The organism is Bradyrhizobium yuanmingense, from assembly GCF_025200905.1.
Lineage (GTDB): Bacteria > Pseudomonadota > Alphaproteobacteria > Rhizobiales > Xanthobacteraceae > Bradyrhizobium > Bradyrhizobium yuanmingense.
Map to the genome: position 1 here is coordinate 1,387,093 of NZ_CP104173.1, position 22,023 is coordinate 1,409,115.

Genomic DNA, 22,023 nt, shown 5'->3' on the forward strand with positions numbered 1-22,023 from the left:
ATAAGACTGGCCACCCGGCGCCGCCGGGCGGCTCAAACAAACGACAGGGAGAGACCATGCGCACCTCGGCGATCGCCGCCTCCATCGCGGTTCTGGCACTTGGCTTGAGCGGGCCGGCATCGGCCCAATCACCGATCATCATCAAATTCAGCCACGTCGTCGCCACCGACACGCCGAAAGGCAAGGGCGCGGAGAAGTTCAAGGAGCTCGCCGAGAAGTATACCGGCGGCAAGGTCAAGGTCGAAGTCTATCCGAACTCGACGCTCTACAAGGACAAGGAAGAGCTCGAGGCGCTCCAGCTCGGCAGCGTGCAGATGCTGGCGCCGTCCAACTCCAAGTTTGGGCCGCTCGGCATCCGCGAGTTCGAGGTGTTCGACCTGCCTTACATCCTGCCCGACATCAAGACGCTGCGGAAGGTGACGGAAGGGCCGCTCGGCACCAAGCTGCTGAAGCTGCTGGATGCCAAGGGCATCACCGGCCTTGCCTATTGGGACAACGGCTTCAAGCAGATGAGCGCGAACAAGAAGCTGATCGCGCCGGCCGACTATCAGGGCGTGAAATTCCGCATCCAATCCTCGCGCGTGATCCAGGCCCAGTTCAAGTCGCTCGGCTCGCTGCCGCAGGTGATGGCGTTCTCGGAAGTCTACCAGGCACTCCAGACCGGCGTGGTCGACGGCCAGGAGAACACCTGGTCGAACATCTACACCCAGAAGATGCACGAGGTTCAGAAGTACATCACCGAAACCAATCACGGCTACATCGGCTACGTGGTGATCGTGAACAAGAAATTCTGGGACGATCTGCCGGCCGACATCCGTGACCCATTGTCAAAGGCGATGAAAGAGGCGACCGAGTTCAGCAACGCGCAGTCGCAGAAGGAGAACGATGACGCGCTGGCCGAGATCAAGAAGAGCGGCAAGAGCGAGATCATCAAGCTGACGGCCGATCAGGACGAGGCGATGCGCAAGGCGATGGAGCCGGTTTACAAGGAGGCCGCGGGCCGCATCGGCCAGGGGCTGATCGACGAGTTCCTGAAGGAAGCCAAGAGCCCGACGAACTGACCTCGACGGGCGACCCCAACGAAGGGCTTCCGCGCAGCGACGGAAGCCCTTTTTGTTGCGAATTATTTTTTGTTCGCATCTGAACGGACATTCACGGCGATTACATCTCTGTAAGAGCGCGCTTCCTGTCCAAGTTGTAAGTTGCGCGTCAGCCCCCTCGCGCTCATCCTCACGGGTATCCTTTCAGAGGAGGTCAGGATGAAGAAATTCACCATCGCCGCCATTGCCGTGCTGAGCATCGCCGGCTCGGGCGCGGTCTATGCCCAATATCATCGCCCGTGGATGGAGCACGTCCGCCACATGCGCATGAACCCCGAGGACCGGGCCGCCTTCGTCGATGCGCGGATCGCCGCCGTCCATGCCGGGCTGAAGCTGAGCGCAGATCAGGAGAAGCTGTGGCCGCCGGTCGAGGCGGCGGTGCGGGAGTTCGCCAAGCTGCGCATCGACCGCGCCAATGCGCGAATGAATGCCGGGCCGGGCGATGCCGACAGACCGGACGATCCGATCGCCCGCCTGCGCCAGCGCGCCGAGGACATGGGCGCCAGCTCCGCCGCCTTGAAGAAGATCGCCGATGCCGCCGATCCGCTCTACAAGACCCTCGATGAGGGCCAGAAACGGCGTCTCGCCGTGCTGACCCGGCACCGCGGCCCGTTCGGCGGCGGCGGGGACGGCCCGCGCCACCACCACTTCATGGAGCGCATGGACCGCATGATGGAACGGGGCATGGACCACTTCCACCATGACCGCTTCGACCGTGACCGCGGTCCCGACCGGGACCGGGAGGGCCGGCTCTGAACGGACCGGTTCTCAGGCCGTAAACCTGGCGAAGCCGCTGGAATCCAGCGGCTTTTCGCATTTCCGGGGCTGCGGACGAGACCTTGGAAAACTTGCGTCCGATCGCTTGCCAGACCCGGAACGCTTTGCTAAACGACCGGCCTCGCAAGGCCTTGACCGCCTTTCGGGCGCATAGCTCAGTTGGTAGAGCAGCTGACTCTTAATCAGCGGGTCCCAGGTTCGAGCCCTGGTGCGCCCACCATATAAATCAAGACCTTAGCGAGAGAAACCGTTTGAGAGAGCCGAACTAAAACGGTTTTTCAAACGGTGTTTTTAGTGGCTGGTCGGCCAGTCCAATCTCGGCATTGTGATCTGCGTCAACGCGGCGGGGACTCGGGCGACTCGCTTTAAAGCCGTCCCACATAGCCTGCATTCTCCCACTTCTGTTCAATGTCATCGGCGACGCATTGGTTCGGTCGCGCGGTGCTTCCGTCGAAATAGTGCTTGAAGTCGACGTGGACCCTCATGTTGTCCGGGCGGTAGGCCGCCATGCGATCGTAAAGAAGAACGGACACGGCCTCGAAACGCCGATAGACCGATTTGTGCATCGGTGATCTCGATTCTTCCGTCTCGGGATCGATCGGCAGATCACGAACTCCGGCCTTGAGGAAGCCTCCCGCCTGCTCATTGTGTTGGGGGCCCGCGGGATCGGGCGACAGCCGTAGCACACTGCCGTCGTGTTTCAGCCCGTCCGGAATGAGCGAAGCTCCGGCAAGCAGCCAGTTCAGCGCGACGTCCGAGAGCCGAGCCTCATTTTCGATATAGCCGCCGCCGACGTCGGCGTGCACGCCCGGAAACCAGACCTGTTCGAAGTAAAGATTGCCGTGCGCGTCGCGTTGGTCCTGCTTCTCGACGGTCGGGGACCAGCCGACGCGCTTGAAGTCGGCGCGGTTCTCGTCAATGGAGATCGCATGCTTGGCGTAGCCGACATTGGGGTTGAGGGTTGTGTCGTAGAATTTGTGCTTCGCCGGGGCGAAATGCACCGTCCGCAGGCGCTTGATGAACCCGTAGCCGGGCAGATCCGGTGCGATCTTAAGATAGTTCATGAGAAAGATGATCAGCGCTGTGGCGACGCCAAGGTAGCTCAGAAGCCGGGCCCCCCATCCGGCCCAGGGAAAGATCGGCTGAAGGAAGCCACCGAGCCAATGAAGCCCGAGTAGTAACGCAATGCCGGAGGTCACGAGCGCCGCGCCCAGATATTTGTGGCCGAGGGCGGCGACGGTATCGAACACCCCGATGAAGTAGGGAAAGACGTTCGCGTGCTCGGCGCCGTTGACGGTGATTGTGCTTCCGTACTGCTGTCTGAATTGGGCGGCGATGGCGTCGCGCGTCTCCAGCAGGAATTGGCGATACCCAACAATCCTGCGCGAGTACGATGGGCAAAATTGATAGACATCCTTTACGGCGTGCTCGGCCAGTTTGTGGATGCTCTTTGGGTCGCGACGCAGGGGCGAGCCGTCCGGCATATGGCGCGGGACCCCGCAATACGTCATGACGCCGGCCACCGATCGGACCGTGTATGCGCCGCGGCTGAAGCCGATCAAAAAAATCCGATCGCCTTCCTCATACAGGGCGATGATCGCGGCATAGCAGTCGACAATGTTCCGGGTGATCCCAAGGCCGGTCGCCATACTGGCGAGGTTGTAGAGCCACCGCATCCAACCGATCTTGAAGTGACCGCCGTCGGACGCCGAACCAAGACCGGCGTCGTAGAAGGCCACCTGTTTGGATGGTTCGACCTTCGTGTCTGGGCCGACCCGGCAGGCGCGGTAAAGCTTGTAAACATTCGTCCGGGCTTCGTCGAAATTGATGCCGCCAGCCTGGCCTGTGCCGTCGGAAAAGATCACGATATTCTTCGGCATTGCACACCATCCCCCAAAGTGCGCCAAAAGGCCGACCTATATCATAGATTGTGCGTGTCGAAATGTGAGCTGGCCCACTTTCGCACAGCGCGCGGGTTGACACGTCGTGCTCAATGATGAGGGCACGTTCGGCAGCCGGAAAGCAGGGAGCCGCCATCCGCCTCCGTTTGGCGTTTCTGTGATAGTGGTAATAAAATCATGCCGCAGGATCACGCCATGGCTGATGTGCCGAAGCTCGTCGAGGAATTGTCGAGCTTAACACTGCTCGAAGCTACAGAACTTGCCGAGATCCCGTTAGAAGAAGTGGCGACCGCCGGAGGTATCTCTGCAGACATAAAGCGCGATCTTCCGCATTGGCCCGATGCAGTCTTGAACTATGGCTGTTCTACCTCGCAAACCGCAGCGCTGGTGATTCGGGTTGGCCACCGCAACTGTCCTTGAGCTCGACCAGCCGGCGCCGCTTGATATTTCATTGTCAATCATGGTGCCTGCATATGCTTCGATGATCTCCGCCACGGCGCTCAGTTAGCCGACCAACCGCGTTCACGTTGAAAATGGTTGAATAAGAGGTGTCGAGCTAATGGACGTGCGACTTGCGGGCGCAACTCCAGCCAGGCTCTTACCTAACCCAAGGTTGCATAGATGCCGCACTAATGCGCTGCTAGGTGGGTGTGCTTGACGTGGTCACCGGCGCGTGGGTGAATTGACGGTATCGAGGATGACTGGCCGAGAGTTGAAGAAATTGGGACTTTGGGAGCATCAGCGCGACGCAGTCCGAATTGGAGAGGCTTACTTCGCATCCGGAAGCAAACGGGGCTGCTTGATCCACATGCCGACCGGCACCGGAAAGACCGGCGTCATGGCCGTGCTCGCCACAGTGCGGGCAGCGTCCGCCCCCGTCCTCGTTGTCTGTCCATCCGCCGCGCTTGTAGAACAGTTGATGTCCGAGTTCCAATCGCGGTTTTGGGACACGATCAGTGCCGGGCCGGAGTGGCGCCCCGATCAAATCCTTCAGGCACTGCCAGGTTCGGTCCGGCAACTGGGCGACAAATTGCGCGGATCTGTAGGTCTACGGACGATCGTGGTCGCGACCATCCAAGCCGTGCAGCAGATCCACGCTACGGGCGACATCGGCTTGCTCCGGGGTACGATCGGGACGATCGTCTTCGATGAGGGACATCGCGAGCCGGCACCGCTCTGGGCCGCCGTCGTCCGCGATTTCAACGTGCCGACCGTGCTCTTCAGCGCCACGCCCTTCCGGGGCGACTTGAAGGTGTTCAACGTCGACGACGGCCACATCCATTTTCTCTCTTTTGAGAAGGCCGTCGCAAGCGCTCTAATCCGCGGCGTCGAACTGCGGAAGATGGATCTGTCGGACGACGCAACGACGTTCGCGACACAGGTGGTGGCGGAATCGGACCGGCTCGTCACGACCGGTCGCATGGATCGCGGGCACAAGGTCATCGTACGGGCGGGAAGCGAGGATTCGGTTGTCGATCTGTACCAGGCGTTCGTGGCCGCCCTGGCCGGGCGCACGGACGGAGTTATGGCGTTGCACAACAACTTCACGCTGACCGGGCCACCGGGGGCGCAACTGCGGCCGGACGTACCGGCGGATCTGCGGCAAAGATCCGAGCGCTTCTTGATCCATCAGTTCATGTTGGTGGAGGGGATCGACGATCCAAGATGCTCGGTGCTCGCGCTTTACGAGCCCTTCGGCAATACGAGGATGCTGGTGCAACAAGTCGGCAGGCTCACGCGCCAGTCGGGCCCCCTGGGAACGAAGATGCCTGAGGCATGCATTTTGACGAGGCCTTCCGACGGCGCGGATCGTGATTGGGAAAGCTTCCTCGCCTACGACAAGGCTTGCGTCGCGAACGGGGGAAAACCGCCACTGCGCAACGGCGACGATGTGCTCCGAGGTCTGGTGGCCGCACTGCCGCAGATGGATTATGTCAGCGGAAAGTTCCGTACGCGAATTGACCTCGATGATGCGGATCTCTCGGACGATCTGAGATTTCCCCAAGCTGCGCTCGTCTATGACGTTTCTGACCAGTTTGACCTGGACAAATTTCAGAATGCGGTTTCCCAGGCACTCGATGCGGAAGACCGGTTTCAACACCAGACTCGCGGCATTCCCGGAGGAAACTGCCGCTTTCACGTCACGTTGCGGATGAATCAGTCTCCCTTTCTGGCTGAATATCTCTTCCAGGCGGCCTCGCTCGAGGTGACGATCTACACCCTGATCGGCAGACGTTTGTATTTCTACGACAGCGCCGGGCTGTGGATCGACGAACTCGATGGGCTAATCGGTCGTCTTCGTCCCATGCATTTGCGCTCGCTGCTACCCGAAGACGTTGACAACACGGTTTCGTTTCTCGCGGTCAAGAATACCGATCTCGGACCGTCCGCTCTTCGGTCGCGCTCGCTGTCCGCACGCTCCCTGGAACGTGCAGGCGTCTTCATGGGCGAGCACATGAACGTCGTCACGCGGGCAGGCGGCTGGGCAGATGATACGCGGCGAGCGGTGGGATTTTCCCGCAGCCGCGTCAGGGATGGTGCGGGAACGGATCTGACCGCGTCCGAGTTTCAAGGTTGGTGCGCGGAAATCGACGGTCTCCTGCGGTCGAAGCGACCCGGATCCCAGATACTGTCACGATTTGCCGCCCCGACCGATACACCTGCCGATACCACGCCAATTAATATCCTGGTCGATATGCTCGAGTTGACCGGGCAATTCAGCAGCCCGGCGACGCAAGCTGACACCAAGTTCGATCCGGATGGACTCTGCGTGGACATCGAAACGGACGTGGGTCCGACCGCGCCAGCACCTTTCCGCTTCGTGCTGAAGATCGATGGCGCAGATGTGAAGGTTTGGATAAAGTGGGACGCCAAGAAGCGCAAATACTGGCTGACGTCACCCACTCTTAGCCAAGTTAAGTCGAAATCGGAGGCGAAGGTCTCGCTCGCGAAGCGTCTGAATCAACTTCAACCGTTCCGAATAATAACCGCAGACATGCACCATGCGTACGTCAACGGCGCGTTCTATGCTCTCGATCTCGATCTGGCGAAGTCCGATGGTCCCGGAAGGCTCGTCCTTGATCTCGTCACCCCAGTCAAACAACTTGGCGCCGTCACGTCGGAAAAGGGCGTTCCGATCGGAGGTGACCTTCCGACCTGGCAGCATGGTTCGCTCTTCCGCGTGATCGACGACGCTCTGACGCAGAAGCGCGGTACCCCTGAATTCGGAGCGCCTTTCCCGGCCTTGGTCTGCGACGACTTCGGGACGGAGGCCGGGGATTTCATCGGCGTGGACGACAATCCGTTAAGCGCGCGGGCGGTCTTCGTCGTAGCGAAGCATAAGTCCGGGGACCCCGGCGTTTCAGCCGCGGATTTCTATGACGTCTGTGGACAAGGAGTAAAGAACCTCGCGTTTCTGAAGAGCGATGGCGACGACTTGCCAGGGGCGCTCAAAAAATTCGACCAGGATTGGACGCTCAGCAAAGGAAAGGGCAACGCAAAAAAGACCGATCGCATCCCAAGGAGGCGGGCAGGGCCAGGATCCGCGGCGTTCCGCAAGATGCTCGCGAGGGTCAAGCAATCGCCCGGTGCGGAACGCGAGATCTGGCTCGTTTGCGCGGGCGGGATGCTTTCCAAGTCCGCTCTCGAGCGCGAATTCCAATCGTCGCCCCCTAAGGCGCACGTATTGCAGTTCTATCACCTGGTCATCTCAACGTATTCGGCTTGCCAGTCGGTGGGCGTGAACCTTAAGATTTTCTCTGCGTCGTGAGGCTTGCGTCGAAGGTTTCGCCGCTTGCGCTCAAAGCGCTCGCCAACTGACACAACGCGCTACATCTCAAAAATCCAGCAGACTTTGGACATGCCACGGCGAACGCCCTCACAACGCATCGGGTCCTTGGGACACCGAGTCGCAGCTGCGCAGTTCGAGCGGCTGGGCAGTTGGATCGTCAGAAATCAGGAGGAGGATGTCGGCATCGACATGGAGGTCGAGCTGTGCGATCCCGATCCGACCGCCGACTTTCTGAAGTGCCAGATTAAGAGCTTCGAAGGTGCCGCGGCCAAAAGACCGGTTAGGTTGAAGAATGGATTCCTGAAATACGCGTGTGAATGCAGGATTCCCGTCATTCTTGTGCTGGTCGAATCAATTACGGGCCAGAGTTGGTTCTGCTGGCTCCAGGGATGCATCGAGGCAAATCGTCTTCGGCCTTCAATTTACGGTGCGCGTGGCTCAACGACGATTGCGGCCGAGTGGCTTGCCCCGCTCGACGGGGCGGGGAATGTGGAACTGAAGTTGATCGCCCGTGGTGTTCATCCGATAGCCAGGGCGACGCACGTTCGGGATCTGGTCCGGTTCGCGTTGGAGACGCACGACCACGAACTAGTCGGAGCCGCAAACCGACTCCTGGCCCGCTATCAAAAGGAGATCTCATATTTTCCCATCGACCTCGTCTTGGACGAAGTGCTGTCCTTGGGAAATCGAATATGGGCGACCGTCGAAGGAAACGCGCTCGCGGAGCTCCTTTACATGTTGGCGCGGTCTTACGGCGGACAGTTCAACCTCGATCAGATTCGGAAGCTCGTGGTGCGCGGGGAAGGCTATTCGAGAACTGGAATAAATGCCTTAAGCATCATGTACGACGAGTTTCCCGAGCGCATGAAAACCCTCAAGCTAGGTGAAGAGTTTGAGCGGCACAATGATTGGAGAGTTTCCTATTTCTGCAAGCTGCGCGAGAAGCATTCGGGAGTTCCTGTAATGGCGCTGATTACGAGGGGACACGATTGCGCGGTGGACGGACGCGACCTGCACTCAAGTGCGAGGGAACAGGGTCTCAGCAAATGGGCGAATAGGGGCGACTGCGCCATCCTGGATTTCGCATACCAGGTCGATTGAGAGGGCGGCAATCTTCTGGATTGCATTGGCGACCGGCTTGAGAAATTCCGGATCGCTGCGACCATTCCGGAGGCGCGCTGAGGAAAGGCGACGCGACCGACTTGCTCGCCTTTTCGGGAGCCGGCCAGATCAAACGTCATTTTCACCGGACCTATGGACCGCCGCCGCGACGCAGCTGCAAGGTTGCGCTTCCGATCCGGGTGCTGCAGCGATGCGGATTTACCTCGTGTTCTGGTTCGGGGACGTCGTCCAAGCGACCCCGGCCCATCTGGACGGACCAAATATGTTGACCTCGGCCCATGAATCTGAGGCGATGTTGGTCGAAGGTCTGGGATGCCGATTTGGTCGACCGCATGGATATCATCGTGTTCGACTAGTCGGTCCGGCAGCTAACAGGCCGGGGAAGGCCGCAAGCTCACCTCAGCTCGGCAGCGCAAGCCGAACGACCCCCAAGTGATGCGGTAGCTACGGGGCAGGCTGGAGGCGTCGACCAACGCTGGCGCCGCGATCATCGCGGAAGGTTGAGGGAGCCGCGACTTGCTCGCGTCGCTCAGGCCGCGGACGGCTTGGTGAAAATGCAGTTGCATCGACCTATAGATAGGTCAGACTAGGTCTAATTGGATGTGAAATAAGGCTGGTCCGGCCAGGCAGCACGGTTGCCCTGTGTGCGCGGGAAGCGTAAGCCAGATACTCGTTTTGATTGATTTGCCGCGCTTTTCTGGAGGGGGGAAGATGGCGAAAAAGCAGATCGACCTGCGCATGGCGATGAACGCGATTTCGGACGTGGTTCAAAACCGGCCGCGGCCGCTCCGGGAGTTCGATCAGATCTACATGAAGAGCGGCGACATGGTCATGCAGACGGAGTTCGTCGCCAACTGGGTCGAGGACAAGAACGTCGCATTCATCGGCGATGGCGACGCGATCAGCATTTCGATCGCCTATTTCAAACACTGCGGAATCACCGAGTACGGGCCGAAGTCGGTCACCGTCTTCGATTTCGACGAACGCATCGTCGAGGCCATCAGGCGCTTCGCCCAGAAGGAGGACATTCCGAACTTAACCGCCGAGCTCTATAACGTGCTGGACGCCTTTCCGAAACCAGGCGGGTTTGACCTATTCTATACCAACCCACCGTGGGGCCAGCACAACGACGGCGAGAGCGTCAACGTGTTCGCGCAGCGAGGTATGGAAGCGGTCGGCTACCGCGGCGACGGAATGATCGTGATCGCCGACGACAAGGAACTGGAGTGGCCGAAGCAGGTCCTGGGCAAGGTACAGCGCTTCGGAGCGGAGAGCGGCTACTTCGTGTCGAGGATGATGCCGCGTCTGCATCTGTACCACCTGGACGATGCGCCTGACCTGCAGTCCTGCAATCTGATATTGTCGGCGTTGCCGGGCGCGGCCAGAGCCGTCGAGAGCACGCCTGTCGTGGAGCCGGAGCGGCTCAATAATTTCTATGGGCGATCGAAAGCTCCGCGGGTCCGCTATGTCCGCGAGAAGAAGCGGTTGAATTACGGTATGGCGAACGAAGACGAATATGAGCTGATTCTGCTGGAGGGACAGTCATGACGACCATCATCCGTCCGGGTGCGGGCATCCTCTACATGAAGGTGGGAAAACACGCCCAGGAGTCCCTCGCGGACATCATCAAGCGGAAGTCGGAAGAGATCAAAAAGGCCGGCTTCAGCATGTGGGGCTACGGCGGCAACACCTGTCATCCGACGACGATGGTGCAGCCGTTCGCGGAGGACGTCCAGAAAAGCGGAGCGCCGATCTTCCTCTGCATGCAGGCCATGGATTCGAAGCACGAAGCTGAGCCGCTGAGAGCCCACGAATACTCGGTGGACGGATTGAAGTGGCAGGAGATTCCTAAGGACATCAACGTGCTGGGATCGCGCTATGCCTTGATGATCAAGAGCCTCAGGGAGGAGGATCACATCCTGAAATTGCACGAAACGCGCGTTGCCGTAGGGCCTAATGCTGGCCGTGTCGGCAGCCGCTACATCAAGGGACGGGTCGACAAGGCCTGCCTGCTCGTGGATGAGAAGCCCGAGCTGGCCAACCAAGCGGAGACCTCCGACATCAATATAAATTTGGTCGCCGAATTGGTCGACCCCTATTCGGTCTTTCTGAGGGATCCGCGCTAGTCTGGAAGCTTGTCGCAGAGCAACTCGCCACTGTTGCCGCGCAGGTGTCCGACGTAGCTGTCCAGCCCCTCTCGCATGTTCTGCTCGTCGAACGTCGACGAGCATCCAAAACAGATTGCCATCGCCTTGTCTACGGCAGGTTCTGCGCATACCGAAGCCGCGAGCGCCGGCCCACCCTTCTTGGCCCAGATCCCCAGCATGACCTGTTCGAAGCATCCGAAGCGCCCAGCGAGCGCGGAAACGATTTCGAGGTCGGTAGCCAACTGCCAGGCGGCGGCCACGGCCCGCTTGTCGCCCGTCACCATGTTTTTGGCCGCCCGATTGACCAGCACGGCAAGCAATTGGCTCTCGCCCGAGTCGAAGGCGTAACCGGCCGACAGCGCGTGCTCTTCGTACTGCGCGGCCAGACCGAGTTCGGTATCGTCGGGTTCGAGGGCAGAGATCGAGGCGAGCACGGCGTCCAGCGCCTTTGCGGCCCTTTGCCGGTCGACGATCTTGCCCGACTTCTCGATCTTCCGCTTTAGGACGAATTTCGCCAGCGCAAGGCCAGCCACGTCGCGGCTTTCGCCAGCCAAAATGTCAATAAGATCGAGCGACAAACCGTAGCACGACGTCTTGAACAGGACGTCGTTGTCGACGAGCATGAGTTCAGCCATTCGGCATTCCCATGATCGCCCGCAGAAACTCCGCGGAATCATCGCTCAGTGCGGACCAGTCGATTTGATCTTCGGCAAAGCCGTTCACCTCGCGCCAGACCGGCTTCTTCTCGGAGTAGATATGGCGCAAGGCCGCCATGGCGCGAGCCCAGTTCTCGGTGCGATAGGCGTAGCAGAGAGCCAGTGTTCCGGGTTCGATGCCCCGTTTCGGACCTTCTTCTTGGACGGCTGCCGCAAGCTGTCGTGCGCCGAACTTGTCGATGTTGGTCCGGATGTCGGGTTCGGGGGAGCCGGTCAGCAAAGCGAGCGCATACCTGTCGGCGGCCTTCTCGTCGTCGTCTTCCTGTTCGCTTTCGATCGGATCGTCAAGGTCCACGATGGCTGAAGCGCCGTTGAGATGGCCGAGCGAGGCGTGCCCCAGTTCGTGCGCCAGCGTGAATGCCACCGGCGCCGGGTACTGCGCGTCCTTTCCCAGGAGAACTGCGAAGCGTCCGTTGGCCTCGACGACCATTGCATGCATCGCCTTCGTCGCGAGCGGAAACACCCGAAGGTGGATGACCGGGATGCCGAGTGCCCAGCAGGTCGCCAGAAGAGACGTGAGATCGACGAATGGCGCGCCGCCGTCGCGTATCGCGTCGCGAAGTTCTTCCGCCGTAGGCGGGCGGATGGCCGCCTCGCCGACACCCTGAAGAAGGAGGTGTGCGACCGCCACCCCGAAGGAGGCGAGCGCGGCTTTCTGCGCGGCTCCTTCTCCAGACAGGTGCTTGAACCGTGCCGTATCTTGCCAGACGAACTCCACGCGATCGTCCGACAGGGCCTTCGGCGACACGCCGAGCTTGCGAGCAAGGGCGAACCGCAATTCGGCGCGGGCCGAAGCCGATCCGTCCGCCTCTTCGCTCCACCAAGTCGGCCACGCGGCGTCGATAGCCTGATCGCTCAGGCCGGCGTCTTTCAGATCCTTCCTGAGTTTGCCCGACTCAGCCGCCACCTTGTCACCGCCCGTCCGTCGATGATTCCCGTTTCGTTCTACACGCTTCTAGGGAGCTAGAACAGCCTAGGCTGAGGTTCGGTCGCACTCGAAGGTCCCGATCGCAGACCGGAGACTATCCGCAGCCACTCGTCGGGGGTTACGGACAACAGGTTCGCTAAGACCCGTTCGAGCATCGATCGCCGACCCGCAGTGAGATCAATCGGGTCGCCCAGCCGGACCCAATATCCAAGCCCGAGCTTGGCCTTGAGATTTACCCTGTATGCGGGAGCTGGCGCTTCGCCGGAGACGCGCCGCAACAGGGCGGTTACCTGCGACGCGCCCACGGCTCCCCCCGTGTCGGAGAGGTTGCGGTAGGCGCTCGGATCGAACGGTCCGAAATCGCCCAGCGTCAGCTCCCGGTCGGACCGGCACATCAACGCGTAGTGGACGTTCCTAGTCCGTATGCCGGCATCTGCTCTACTCGTGATCAGGGTGGCCGGCGGCAGGGGCTGCTCCCGGCCGGAATGATCGAAGAAAGACCGCCAGATGCGAAGGCGGCTGGGGGCGACATCGACCGCTTTCGGGCGGGACTTCATGATCGAGAAGACGACGTCGACATCCGCGCCTGCGCGGACGAGTTGGGGGATGGACCGGGAAGGCGCATTGCCCACTCCCCAGCAAAACACACCGTTCCCGGCCGAGCGTTCGAGCTCCTTCCTGTCGACGATCGCCTGAAGCTCCTGGCCGGCCTCGGTCTGCATGCGCGACCAGCAAACCGTCTCAGTCAACGACGCGCGCAGCGGAGAACTTTCAAGCGGCAGCGATCGGGTACGGGCAAGCATTGGCATGATCCTAAATTCTTCCCAAAGACCGTAAACTCCGGTCAAACGAGACGCAAACGATGTATGGTGACATCTCTGGCAATTGCTGTGTATAGATGTGTTGAGAGCCGGTGGAAATCCTGTTGCTTAATTTTTCCCATATCGTCCCATGAGCGCTGGTCGCGAGCCAAACTGGAACCCGGTATCACGGGTGCATCCCTCGGTCTGGACGGAGGTCGTGGGGTTGTCTTCGAAGGATCGGATGTCCATTCCGCTGATGGCCAGGCGGCGTCTGGAATGGCTGTCTGCCGGGACCACCGAGCTCCTGGCAATCCTCGAAGCGAACGGATCGGCCGAGGTCGTGTCGTGGAGGGGGGAGGGAGCGGACCGGATCGCCCAGATCGAAGCGGTCCTGCAAGATCTCAGCGAGCCCGATCGAAGCGAAGTCGCGCTTGCGGCGATGGATCGGTACATCCGGCTTCGGCTCGACGGCACAGGACGCATGGTCCTGCCGACGACCCTGCTTTCTCACCTCGACGCGGTCGACCCGCCGGCTCTCCGGCTCGTGGTGCGCGATGACAGATTGTGGTTCTGGTCGGAACGACAGTGGCGCGCAGGCCAGCTGGGGCGATACCTGCAGGTGGCGAAAGCCATCGAAGATCGCAGCCGAAATTCAGGAGCGCGATAGTCTTGCGACGAGTTGAGATGCCAGTTGTTCGCCTGGCACGGCGGAGTCGAAGAAGTGTATCGCCGTCCCGAGGTGCATCCCGTAGGTGATGGCGACGCTGGCCTGAAGTTGCGTGTGGAAGCGCGCTTCCTCTTCTGTGATCCGCGGTCGCCCCTGCGCGTTGGCGGCGATGCGTCGGAGCGCCACCTGCGGTTCGGTGTAGAGCACCCAGATCTGGGTAGGTCCGAGCTTTTCAAACTCTTTGAGGCTGTAGGGCGTCACCCGATAGCCGTAACTTTCCTTGGTGACGGCGTGGCTGTCGATGATGACGGGGCGGGTCGCCCTGTGCGTCGCAACGAAATCGAGCAGCTCTCGATCCACCGCGCGGACGTCGTCGAGGGTTATCGCTCGCGCAGACTGAGACCGAAGGTCGGCCTGATCGGTCACCTGGCCGGAGCCCGCAAGCCTTGCCGTCAGTCGCTCGCCGAATTCGAAGATCTGGAGATCCGCGATCTGCGATTTCAAAGTTCTGGTAAGCGTACTCTTGCCGGTGGCCGGCGCTCCGGTGAGATAAACCACTTCAGCCATACGAACTCCTCGTCGCCGCTTTCCAGCCCTTTCCTGCCGCAATGACCAACTTAGTCTAGTCCCAACTGGCCGCAAGCCCCGGCGATGTCCTCAAGCAGAAGGCTATGAGAATGCTTATCTCGGCAGTGTCGTGGTGGCTCAGTTTTCAGACTTCGGTGCGGGCGGACGATCCTCACGTAATAGTGCCCGATCAGTAGGCGCGGCGGAGAGCGAGGTGGCATGGACCCTGTTGCATCGCGGCGATAGTGTCCACTCCATCGTCCAACGGATAGCGCCCCGCATGATTGTGAATGTTCCGACGCCGCAGGCCTTGAACGATGTCGCGCTGCGAGAAGACCACGCGCAGATATCTCTGCCATGCCTGCGTTGCGGACGCTTCCGTGCGGTATCACGAGGTCGACCCTGTCCGATGCAGGACAGCCTATCTGAAGGACAAATCCACCCTCCATTGTTTGATGTGCAGCGCCGACTATCCGGTCGTGCGGGAAGCCTGCGGCACGGACAAATGCAAGGGAAATGTGATCAGCCGGAGCGAGCATGCCGAGTGCGACGTCTGCCACACGTGTGGATCGGAGCAATCCGAGCGTCGTGGGTCATAGTCGGACGTCAGCGACTTTCCGCATACAAACGTGCTGATACGGTTGGCGCTTTAATATCGTGAAAGTCAGGCTGGACATACTCGCAAGCGCGACCGGCTTGCCGCGGAGGCCCGGGTTAACCCGCCGCGTAGAACGCATCCATGTCGACGTGGATGATCTTGCGCTGACGGGACGGGCCCGATCCCTTATCGTCATCGTCACGCCGGCAGCCCGACCGGGTCTTCCTTGACGCCGCGGGCGACAACCCTGAGCGATCCGTCCGGAAGCGGCCGCTGCAGTTTCAGGGCCTCATCTGGAGGGGCCATCATCCAGGCCTCGACCTCATTCGGCGTCGTCAAGATTACGGGCATCGCCTTGGGATGGATGGCGCCGACCTCTGCGTTCGGCTCAGTCGTGAGGAACGCATAGAGGTCGTTGGTGGTCTCGCCTTCCTTGACCTTCCGGACCGATGTCCAGTTGGTCCAGATGCCAGCGAAGCAGGCGAGGGGACGGGACTCATCGAGCGCGAACCAGATGTCACCGCCCTCAGGCTTGTTGAACTCGCTGAACGAGTTGAACGGAACCACGCAGCGGTTTTCGACGCCGAGCCAGCGGGCCCAGTGTTTGCTCTTCACGTTGCGGATGTTGGTCGTCCCGCCGTCCGGCTCCATTCTGAGCAATTCCTTGAAATCCACTGCCTTGCCTTTGGCCTGCAGCTTCTCGGCTCGCTTCTTCGTGGCATCCATCAGCGCTTTTGACGACGATGGCATTCCCCACCGCGCCGTAGCGAGTTCGCGGCCCTCAGCCCCGTTGCGCACGATCGGTGCTTTGTAGTCGGGAAAAACCCCCGGCATCGGCGCCAGGTTGCCAACGTATCGGTTCACGACACGAAAAAGCGCGCTGATGGCTTCTTGGTTGGTCGTGATCGAATAAAGATTGCACATCGGTCAGGATTAGCTTCGAGGGTGGCGCGGCTGCCACGTCAACTGTAGCAGAGTCGCGGATGGACGCCGGCCCGCCTTGGCGCATTTGCGGCAGCGCAGCCGACTGGCGAGGTCGTGGACGAAGGTGGTCGGCGGATGCTTCATCGCCGCGAGATCCACGTCGCTCGGCGTCTTGCAGCGCGCGCACCTGATCTCCAGCCACGGGAAGCCTCCATTCATGGCCTGGTCGATGGTCGGCGAGGGATCGATCGGTTCGCCGTCACTCCACATGCGCTCGTTCCAGCTTTCGCAAAGCAGCCTGTCGGCTTGCTGGATCATTGCCTCGCCTTTGGCCCGCATCTCCGCCGATTGGGCCGCCAGAATGTTAGCCATCGCGCGCGCCTTGCCGAGCTCTTTCGCCAGAGCCTTGCGATCGCCGCCCGACAGGGGCGTAGGGTGATACTTCGGGGCCATCCGGACATCCAGGCGCAACGAGATCGGATCGGCAAATCCTGAGCGACTACGGCGACTCGAACGCTGGCCAGCACCCGTCTTCTTCATGCCTGCCGGTGCGCTGCTGGCAGGTGTTGTCGAGCAGCCGCTGCGCGACGTCTTTCCAGAGCGCGTTGGCGCCATACAATCGGACAGCATCGGCGGTCTGGATTTCCACGGTCCGGTCGCAACGGCGGCAGGAGACACGCAGCACATGGCGCTGAATTTCGGAAAGCCGTCGCTGCCGCGTTTCGGCCCGTGTCGTCCCGGCGCGAGGGTCTTTGAGGACTGATTCCCAGTATTCGGCCGGAAGCTGCGAATCCGGAGCCGGAGTCGAAGGGCTCGGCCTACGGGCGGCTTGGGCAGCCAGCTTTTCCATTTGCTTCGGGGTCGGCATGCGCCAGCTCGCGGGTCGGTCGGTCATGCCCGAATTAGAACATAACAAGAACAAATGTCGAGTCCGTCCAAGGGCCTAGGTGAGAAAAATCGGCCCGTTGGCCGGGTCGCGGTGTCGGAACCAAGGCGGTTCGTTCGTCTTGAATCCGGCATCAGTAATGGAGTTCCCCCGCGATGGCCCCCCGCGCCAACTGGAAAGGCTTCCTGCGTCTTTCCCTCGTCACCTGTCCGGTCGCGCTCTATCCCGCCACGTCGGAATCCGAAAAGGTCTCGTTCAACCAGCTGAACCGAAAGAGCGGCCATCGGATCAAATACGCCAAGGTCGACGCCGACACCGGCGAGGAGGTCGACAACGAGGACATCGTCAAGGGCTACAAGGTTGATACGGATACCTTCATCGAGGTGACCAAGGAGGAGCTTGAGAACGTCGCGCTTGAATCGACACGAACCATCGAGATCGACGAGTTCGTCGACCGCAGCGAGATCGATCCCCGATATCTCATTCGCCCCTACTACCTGCGTCCCGACGGTAAAGTCGGGCACGATGCCTTCGCCGTCATTCGGGAAACCATCCGCGAGATGAACAAGGTCGCAATCGGCCGTGTGGTGCTGACCAATCGCGAGCACATCATCGCGCTCGAGCCTCTCGACAAGGGGCTGATGGGGACGCTGCTGCGCTATCCCTACGAAGTCCGTTCCGCGGATGAATATTTCGACGATATCCAGGACGTCAAAGTTACCAAGGACATGCTTGATCTCGCCAAGCACATCGTCAATCAGAAGGCGGGCCATTTCGAGCCGGACAAGTTCGAAGATCAGTACGAAACCGCCCTCATCGATCTCATCAATCAGAAGCGCGCCGGCAAACCCATCACCGCCAAAGCGCGCCCTCGAGGCGAGAACGTCGTGGACCTGATGGACGCGCTGCGCAAGAGCATCGGACGAGACGCGGCGGGCCCGGCAGAGGCGCCAAAGAAGACAGCCAAGAAGCCGCGCAAGGCGGCGGCCGGGCAGAAGGAAATGCTGATGCCGATCGCAGGCAAGAAGCCGGCGAAGGAGGGCGCGGCCAAGAAGCCAGCCGCAAAGCCGCAGCGAAGGTCGGCCTAGCCTATCGTGAAGCACCGGTCACGCCAGACGGTCACTCCTTCGTCATCCGCGCAGGCTCTGGCGGATGGTAAATCCCATCTCGACGAGGTCGCGTGAGACTATCGCGCTGACCGGCAGAAAGGCGACAGCCGCGAGGCCGAACCAACGGCGCATTGAGCCGTCGACCTCGCGATTTGCAATGAGAGGGGACACTTTGCGCGCTGCAGGCCGCGCCACTGCGGTTTGCGCTGGGGAGAGTGTTTGGGCAGCGTAGTCTTTCAGCCTAATCAGTTCGGTTTTGACGGCTTCAGCCAGAGAGGCGATCCATTGGGGGCGAGACGCAGCTATGGGTGCAGTGCACCGTCCGCAAAGTTTAACATGCTTGAATTCCCAAGCGGGCGAAACCGCGCTAGGATTAGATTTTCCCTTAGGGGGCAGCTTATGTTCGACACGGCAACCACCGCGCTTTTGCGCGCGGTTCTCGATGAAGTCTGTGAAAGCGTCTCGCACCGCGAGATCGGGGCACGTACCCACGTCGCGTCGAAAATCCTAGAGGCTGCGACGAGAGGCGAGATCTCTCCCGAAGGTCTCAAACAGATTGGTCGCGACGCCCTCTCGCATGCGCCGACGATGTGGCGCTGATCGCGGGGGCGGGCGTGATCTTCCAAGTCACCGTCCTGAAGATTTTGGTAGCTTATCCGGACGGCTTTGCCGTGATGGAGGACCTCAAGAGGGATATGGCCATCCTGGCAACGAGTGGCCGCGACTGGGCGGACCGGACCAGGCGCCTCGCGGCCAGAGTGCCCGACCTCGACATCTTCTCACAAGGATTGGTCGAACGGATAAGCGGAGGATGGAAGATCACGTCCAAAGGACGGGCGTTGCTCGAATTGATGGAAGCGCGGCCAACGGCCTTGGAAAGGGCCGAGCCGCCTCCAGTTCTGGAGACGAGTGCGACCTCGCCCGCGCCTGTTCCTCCGCTGCGGCAGCCCGCCGATCGTGCCAAGCGGCGGCGCGAAAGACGTGAACGCCGGCGCGAGGCGCGCGAACGGGCAAGAGCAAACGCCTCTTGAGGTAGCGACTGAGGGAAGAAAAATCCGCCAAATGGGAGCAGCGGTTTGATAGTCCGGAACTGTCGATATGCCTCCCCAGCCTCAAGCGTACCGCCGTTACCTTGTTTGCGGCCATGCCGGCCCCGATCTACTCGGCACGGCGAATGAGCACGGGTCCTTCTACCGAGCCGGCGAGCGACAATATAGCGAGGAAATGGAGGCCGAACCCGCGCGGGAGAGCTGGCCGGGTTCCTTTTTGAGAGGGCGTTGCGCGGTCGGTGAGGCTGTATAGCTACTTCAGACAATCGCCATAAAGTTCACTGACATGCTCCCCCACAGTCAATCTTCACGAAGGCCGTAATGTCCCAGTACTCACTCGATGTATTGCGTCAGCGCTATGTCGTCGAGAAAAGACCGCTCGAGGCCAGCGTCGAGCTGATCTTGCGGGCCGACACCCGTGCCGGAGCGCGTGCCATCCTGGCTGCGATCGACAAACGCCGCTTCGAGAATAGGTCCGAAGGACAGCGGCTTCGCAAGATGCTCCGCTTCGAGACCTCGCTCTGGGAAAGTGGCCATGCCGCCGTGGCAGGTGTGGACGAGGCCGGAATGAGCCCTCTCGCCGGGCCGTTCTCCGCTGGCGCCGTGATCCTGAAACCGGGCACGCGGATAGTCGGAATCGACGACTCGAAAAAACTCGACGCTGCGGCTCGCGAAGAACTCGCGAAGGAGATCAAGGAAAAGGCGGAGTGTTGGTCTGTGGCGTTCGTCGAGGTCGAGGAGATCGACGCGATCAACATCTATTGGGCGGGCATTCAGGCTATGCAGCGTGCGGTCCGGGAGCTAGGCTTGACGCCGCAGCACTTGCTGATCGATGCGAAGCGGTTGAAGGAGATCGATATTCCTCAGCAGGCCATCATCAAAGGCGACGCCAAGTCCGCCAGCATCGCGGCCGCCTCCATCCTCGCGAAAGTCGAGCGCGACGCCGTCATGCGGACGCTCGACGTGCGACACCCCGGCTATGGCTTCGCGGATCACAAGGGCTACCGAGGCGCTCGCCAGGTTTGGCGCATGCGCAGCTCACCGGCGGTCGTTTGGACCCGTTCGTAAGGTTCTCGGGTTGCCACCCCTGCCGCCCTGGCCTTCGGCATCCGAGCGACCCGCCGGCTGACTCCAGGTCGTACGGCTGGTCTCGCCGACATTATTTTCGCGACCAGTTCTTTTCGCGAACGACGTCCTTTGCGTTTTTGTCGGACCGCAGCGCGAGATAGACCGGCTGGCGCAGCTCGCCGTTGCTGGTCCACTCCGCGAACTTCACTTCTGCGACCAACGCAGGACCCACCCACGTCGTGACCTGCTCATCCTTCACCTTGGCAGGGAACGGTGACTTGGCGGTTTTGAGCCTCACGAGCTTGCCGTGAAGCTCTCGAGAACCTGGTGGCTGAATCCGGTGCCGACGTGGCCGATGTACCGCCATGCATCCCCTTCGCGTACTGCGAGGACGAGAGCGCCGAAGAAAGGCCGGGTTCGCTTCGGCGCGGTGAAGCCGGCGATCACGACCTCTTGCCGCTGCGCGGTCTTCACCTTCAGCCAGTCGGCGGTCCGGCGTCCGGACGCGTACGGGCTATCGGCGCGCTTGGCCATGATGCCTTCGAGATGTCTCCGCTCGGCATCTGCGAAGAACTTCGTTCCCCTGCATTTGCGGTGATTGCTGAACGCGATGAGCTTGTGGCGCGGAAGGATGGCCTTGAGCCGCTTCTTGCGCTCGAGGAGCGGCAGCGCGCGCAGGTCCTCGCCGTCTGCGAACATGAGGTCGAAGGCGCAATACAGGAGCTTCGCCTCATGGCGCAGCGCGTTTTGAAGCAACTGGAAATGCGAGACGCCGTCCTTTCCGATCGCGACGAGTTCCCCGTCGATCACGGCATCGCCCTTCGCGCCCTCCAGCGCTTTGGCGACCTCGATATAGCTGCGGCTGATGATCTTGCCATTTCGGCTGTAGAGCGCAACCTTGCCTCGCCGGATTTCCGCGATCATCCGGAAGCCGTCATACTTGTCCTCGAAAACCCAGCCGGGATCGTCGAACGGCGCGTCGGTGAGCGTAGCGAGCATCGGCTGCAGGCTCTTAGGCAGGGTCGACGTCCGGCTCATTCGAGGCCAATCCTTAAGAGCACGTTGCGAAATGCATGGACGTCCTTCAAGGATTAGGGAACGCTTCGGGGCCGCGTCGTGTTCCGCAGGCTCCGTAGCATGCGACGTTGACGCTCGATTGAGGAGGGCGGATCAGACCGATGGCGAGAAAACTGAAAACCTTTCAGACTTCGCTGGGCTTCTTCGATCTGGCGATCGCCGCTCCTTCCATGAAAGCGGCCCTCGAAGCCTGGGGCGCCAACAGCAATCTCTTCCACCAGGGCGCGGCGAAGGAAAGCGACGATCCGGACGTCATCGAGGCGACTAGGGATGCGCCGGGCGTCGTTCTGAAGAGACCCGTCGGCTCCAACGGGCCATTCAGGGAGCATGCGGAGTTACCTACCGACCTTGCCAGTGGCAGCTCAAAGAAGACAGGCCGCCGTCAACCACGGAAGCCTTCCAAGCGGGCCCACAACGATGCGGCCGACCGGAAGGCTGCATTTGCTTTCGAGAAGGAGCAGCAGCGGCGGGAGCGCGAACGTGCCAAGGAAGAGGCCGCCCGGCAGAAGGAACGCGAGCGACGGCAGCTCGCCGTCGACAAGGCGCAAGGTGTCTTGGACGCGGCCCGTCGCACGCACGAAGAAAAGGCGGCTGACATCCAACAACAGCTTGAGGTTCTTGAGGAGCTCGCGCGGGACGAGGAAGCACGTTGGGAAAAGGAGAAGGCCCGGGTGGAAGCCGCGTTACGACGGGCGCGAGTTTAGTTCTCGAAGTGTGACCATCCCGAGTCTCAGGAAATGCGCCTGCTTTGCCGCCGAGATCGGAAATCGCCAATCTAGACTGCCAGGTATCCA

General features: G+C 60.9%; 20 protein-coding genes, 1 tRNA gene and 2 pseudogenes. 14 read left to right on the plus strand and 9 right to left on the minus strand.

Annotated features, from left to right (window positions below; genetic code table 11):
- The first annotated feature begins 56 nt into the window (after window positions 1–56).
- The 3 genes from N2605_RS06500 (at window position 57) to N2605_RS06510 (ending at window position 2,097) form a co-directional block, all read left to right on the plus strand.
- Complete coding sequence (locus tag N2605_RS06500; RefSeq protein WP_057026372.1) at window positions 57–1,061, plus strand: TRAP transporter substrate-binding protein; 1,005 nt, start codon at window positions 57–59, stop codon at window positions 1,059–1,061.
- A 198-nt stretch (window positions 1,062–1,259) separates the two neighbouring features.
- Window positions 1,260–1,856, plus strand: coding sequence for a Spy/CpxP family protein refolding chaperone (locus N2605_RS06505; protein WP_260346115.1), 597 nt, complete (start codon window positions 1,260–1,262; stop codon window positions 1,854–1,856).
- Window positions 1,857–2,021: 165 nt separating this feature from the next.
- Window positions 2,022–2,097: transfer RNA gene (locus N2605_RS06510), tRNA-Lys, on the plus strand.
- Between the two features lie 145 nt (window positions 2,098–2,242).
- On the opposite strand, the gene N2605_RS06515 is transcribed toward N2605_RS06510, so the two are convergent.
- Window positions 2,243–3,757 carry a DUF2235 domain-containing protein gene (locus tag N2605_RS06515; protein ID WP_260346116.1) on the minus strand — a complete coding sequence of 505 codons (1,515 nt, stop codon included), beginning with the start codon at window positions 3,755–3,757 and terminating at the stop codon, window positions 2,243–2,245.
- 216 nt (window positions 3,758–3,973) lie between these two features.
- Here N2605_RS06515 and N2605_RS06520 point away from each other — a divergent pair, with 216 nt between their 5' ends.
- From N2605_RS06520 to N2605_RS06540, 5 genes are all read left to right on the plus strand, one after another.
- On the plus strand, window positions 3,974–4,198 hold the full coding sequence (locus tag N2605_RS06520) for a hypothetical protein (RefSeq protein WP_260346117.1): 225 nt from the start codon (window positions 3,974–3,976) through the stop codon (window positions 4,196–4,198).
- A 277-nt stretch (window positions 4,199–4,475) separates the two neighbouring features.
- Window positions 4,476–7,547 (plus strand): DEAD/DEAH box helicase, encoded by a 3,072-nt coding sequence (locus N2605_RS06525; protein WP_260346118.1) that lies wholly within the window; start codon window positions 4,476–4,478, stop codon window positions 7,545–7,547.
- A gap of 90 nt (window positions 7,548–7,637) precedes the next feature.
- Complete coding sequence (locus tag N2605_RS06530) at window positions 7,638–8,669, plus strand: DUF4365 domain-containing protein (protein ID WP_260346119.1); 1,032 nt, start codon at window positions 7,638–7,640, stop codon at window positions 8,667–8,669.
- A 732-nt stretch (window positions 8,670–9,401) separates the two neighbouring features.
- Complete coding sequence (locus N2605_RS06535; RefSeq protein ID WP_260346120.1) at window positions 9,402–10,238, plus strand: bis-aminopropyl spermidine synthase family protein; 837 nt, start codon at window positions 9,402–9,404, stop codon at window positions 10,236–10,238.
- Window positions 10,235–10,816, plus strand: a complete 582-nt coding sequence (locus N2605_RS06540; RefSeq protein WP_260346121.1) for a hypothetical protein — start codon at window positions 10,235–10,237, stop codon at window positions 10,814–10,816. Before N2605_RS06535 ends, N2605_RS06540 begins: the two co-directional genes overlap by 4 nt.
- Here N2605_RS06540 and N2605_RS06545 read toward each other — a convergent pair.
- Genes N2605_RS06545 through N2605_RS06555 form a run of 3 tightly spaced genes read right to left on the minus strand, consistent with a single transcriptional unit; the run spans window position 10,813 to window position 13,284 of the window.
- Window positions 10,813–11,472, minus strand: a complete 660-nt coding sequence (locus tag N2605_RS06545; RefSeq protein ID WP_260346122.1) for a hypothetical protein — start codon at window positions 11,470–11,472, stop codon at window positions 10,813–10,815. The two genes, N2605_RS06540 and N2605_RS06545, sit on opposite strands and share 4 nt — an antisense overlap.
- Window positions 11,465–12,460, minus strand: coding sequence for an ImmA/IrrE family metallo-endopeptidase (locus tag N2605_RS06550; RefSeq protein ID WP_260346123.1), 996 nt, complete (start codon window positions 12,458–12,460; stop codon window positions 11,465–11,467). Before N2605_RS06550 ends, N2605_RS06545 begins: the two co-directional genes overlap by 8 nt.
- Window positions 12,461–12,516: 56 nt before the next feature.
- Window positions 12,517–13,284, minus strand: coding sequence for a hypothetical protein (locus tag N2605_RS06555; RefSeq protein ID WP_260346124.1), 768 nt, complete (start codon window positions 13,282–13,284; stop codon window positions 12,517–12,519).
- A gap of 241 nt (window positions 13,285–13,525) precedes the next feature.
- On the opposite strand from N2605_RS06555, the gene N2605_RS06560 reads away from it, so the two are divergent.
- A complete protein-coding gene (locus N2605_RS06560) occupies window positions 13,526–13,951 on the plus strand; it encodes a hypothetical protein (RefSeq protein ID WP_260346125.1) in 426 nt (141 codons plus the stop codon).
- On the opposite strand, the gene N2605_RS06565 is transcribed toward N2605_RS06560, so the two are convergent.
- From N2605_RS06565 to N2605_RS06580, 4 genes are all read right to left on the minus strand, one after another.
- The gene (locus tag N2605_RS06565; RefSeq protein WP_260346126.1) at window positions 13,937–14,518 is read right to left on the minus strand and encodes an ATP-binding protein; all 582 of its coding nucleotides are present in this window, start codon (window positions 14,516–14,518) and stop codon (window positions 13,937–13,939) included. The genes N2605_RS06560 and N2605_RS06565 overlap by 15 nt on opposite strands.
- 796 nt (window positions 14,519–15,314) lie before the next feature.
- Window positions 15,315–16,040, minus strand: coding sequence for an SOS response-associated peptidase (locus N2605_RS06570; protein WP_260346127.1), 726 nt, complete (start codon window positions 16,038–16,040; stop codon window positions 15,315–15,317).
- A 9-nt stretch (window positions 16,041–16,049) separates the two neighbouring features.
- Window positions 16,050–16,493 (minus strand): hypothetical protein, encoded by a 444-nt coding sequence (locus N2605_RS06575; RefSeq protein WP_260347418.1) that lies wholly within the window; start codon window positions 16,491–16,493, stop codon window positions 16,050–16,052.
- A 46-nt stretch (window positions 16,494–16,539) separates the two neighbouring features.
- Window positions 16,540–16,935 (minus strand): hypothetical protein, encoded by a 396-nt coding sequence (locus tag N2605_RS06580; RefSeq protein WP_260346128.1) that lies wholly within the window; start codon window positions 16,933–16,935, stop codon window positions 16,540–16,542.
- A 146-nt stretch (window positions 16,936–17,081) separates the two neighbouring features.
- Here N2605_RS06580 and ku point away from each other — a divergent pair, with 146 nt between their 5' ends.
- The 4 genes and pseudogenes from ku to N2605_RS06600 all read left to right on the plus strand — a co-directional run bounded on the left by ku (window position 17,082) and on the right by N2605_RS06600 (window position 20,213).
- Entirely contained in the window at window positions 17,082–18,014 is a 933-nt protein-coding gene (gene ku, locus N2605_RS06585) for a non-homologous end joining protein Ku (RefSeq protein ID WP_260346129.1), read from the plus strand.
- A 420-nt stretch (window positions 18,015–18,434) separates the two neighbouring features.
- Window positions 18,435–18,635, plus strand: coding sequence for a hypothetical protein (locus N2605_RS06590; RefSeq protein WP_092220504.1), 201 nt, complete (start codon window positions 18,435–18,437; stop codon window positions 18,633–18,635).
- A 14-nt stretch (window positions 18,636–18,649) separates the two neighbouring features.
- Window positions 18,650–19,066: a hypothetical protein gene (locus N2605_RS06595; RefSeq protein ID WP_260347419.1), complete on the plus strand. Its 417-nt coding sequence runs from the start codon at window positions 18,650–18,652 to the stop codon at window positions 19,064–19,066.
- Window positions 19,067–19,405: 339 nt separating this feature from the next.
- Window positions 19,406–20,213: pseudogene (locus tag N2605_RS06600) on the plus strand (ribonuclease HII).
- Window positions 20,214–20,243: 30 nt separating this feature from the next.
- On the opposite strand, the pseudogene ligD reads toward N2605_RS06600, so the two are convergent.
- Window positions 20,244–21,190: pseudogene (gene ligD, locus N2605_RS06605) on the minus strand (non-homologous end-joining DNA ligase).
- 140 nt (window positions 21,191–21,330) lie between these two features.
- On the opposite strand from ligD, the gene N2605_RS06610 reads away from it, so the two are divergent.
- Window positions 21,331–21,933, plus strand: a complete 603-nt coding sequence (locus N2605_RS06610; protein ID WP_260346130.1) for a cell envelope biogenesis protein TolA — start codon at window positions 21,331–21,333, stop codon at window positions 21,931–21,933.
- The last annotated feature ends 90 nt before the right edge of the window (window positions 21,934–22,023 follow it).